Source organism: Pseudomonas agronomica (assembly GCF_025917275.1).
GTDB classification, from domain to species: domain Bacteria; phylum Pseudomonadota; class Gammaproteobacteria; order Pseudomonadales; family Pseudomonadaceae; genus Aquipseudomonas; species Aquipseudomonas agronomica.
Genome location: NZ_JAOSHO010001117.1, coordinates 1 through 280, shown reverse-complemented (window position 1 = coordinate 280; position 280 = coordinate 1). Strand labels below are relative to the sequence as shown.

Below are 280 nucleotides of genomic sequence, written 5' to 3'. Positions count from 1 at the left end.
CGCCATCCCCTCCACATTCATGGCCGCTTGGCGCAACGCCTCAGAGCGAGTGGGGTGGGGGTGGCAAATCAACGCGATGTCTTCGGCCGAGGCGCCGAATTCCATGGCCACGCAATACTCGCCGATCATTTCGCTGACACTCGGTCCGACCAGGTGGACGCCGAGAATTTCGTCGGTGTGTTCATCGGCCAGGACCTTGGCGAACCCCTCGGTCTCATGATTGATCTTCGCCCGGCTGTTGGCGGTGAAGGGGAATTTCCCGACCTTATAGGCGCGGCCT

1 pseudogene is annotated in these 280 nt (G+C 61.4%); it reads right to left on the bottom strand.

Annotated elements, in window-relative coordinates:
• A pseudogene (locus OC610_RS29175) lies at positions 1-280 on the bottom strand (dihydrolipoyl dehydrogenase); the annotation flags it as partial.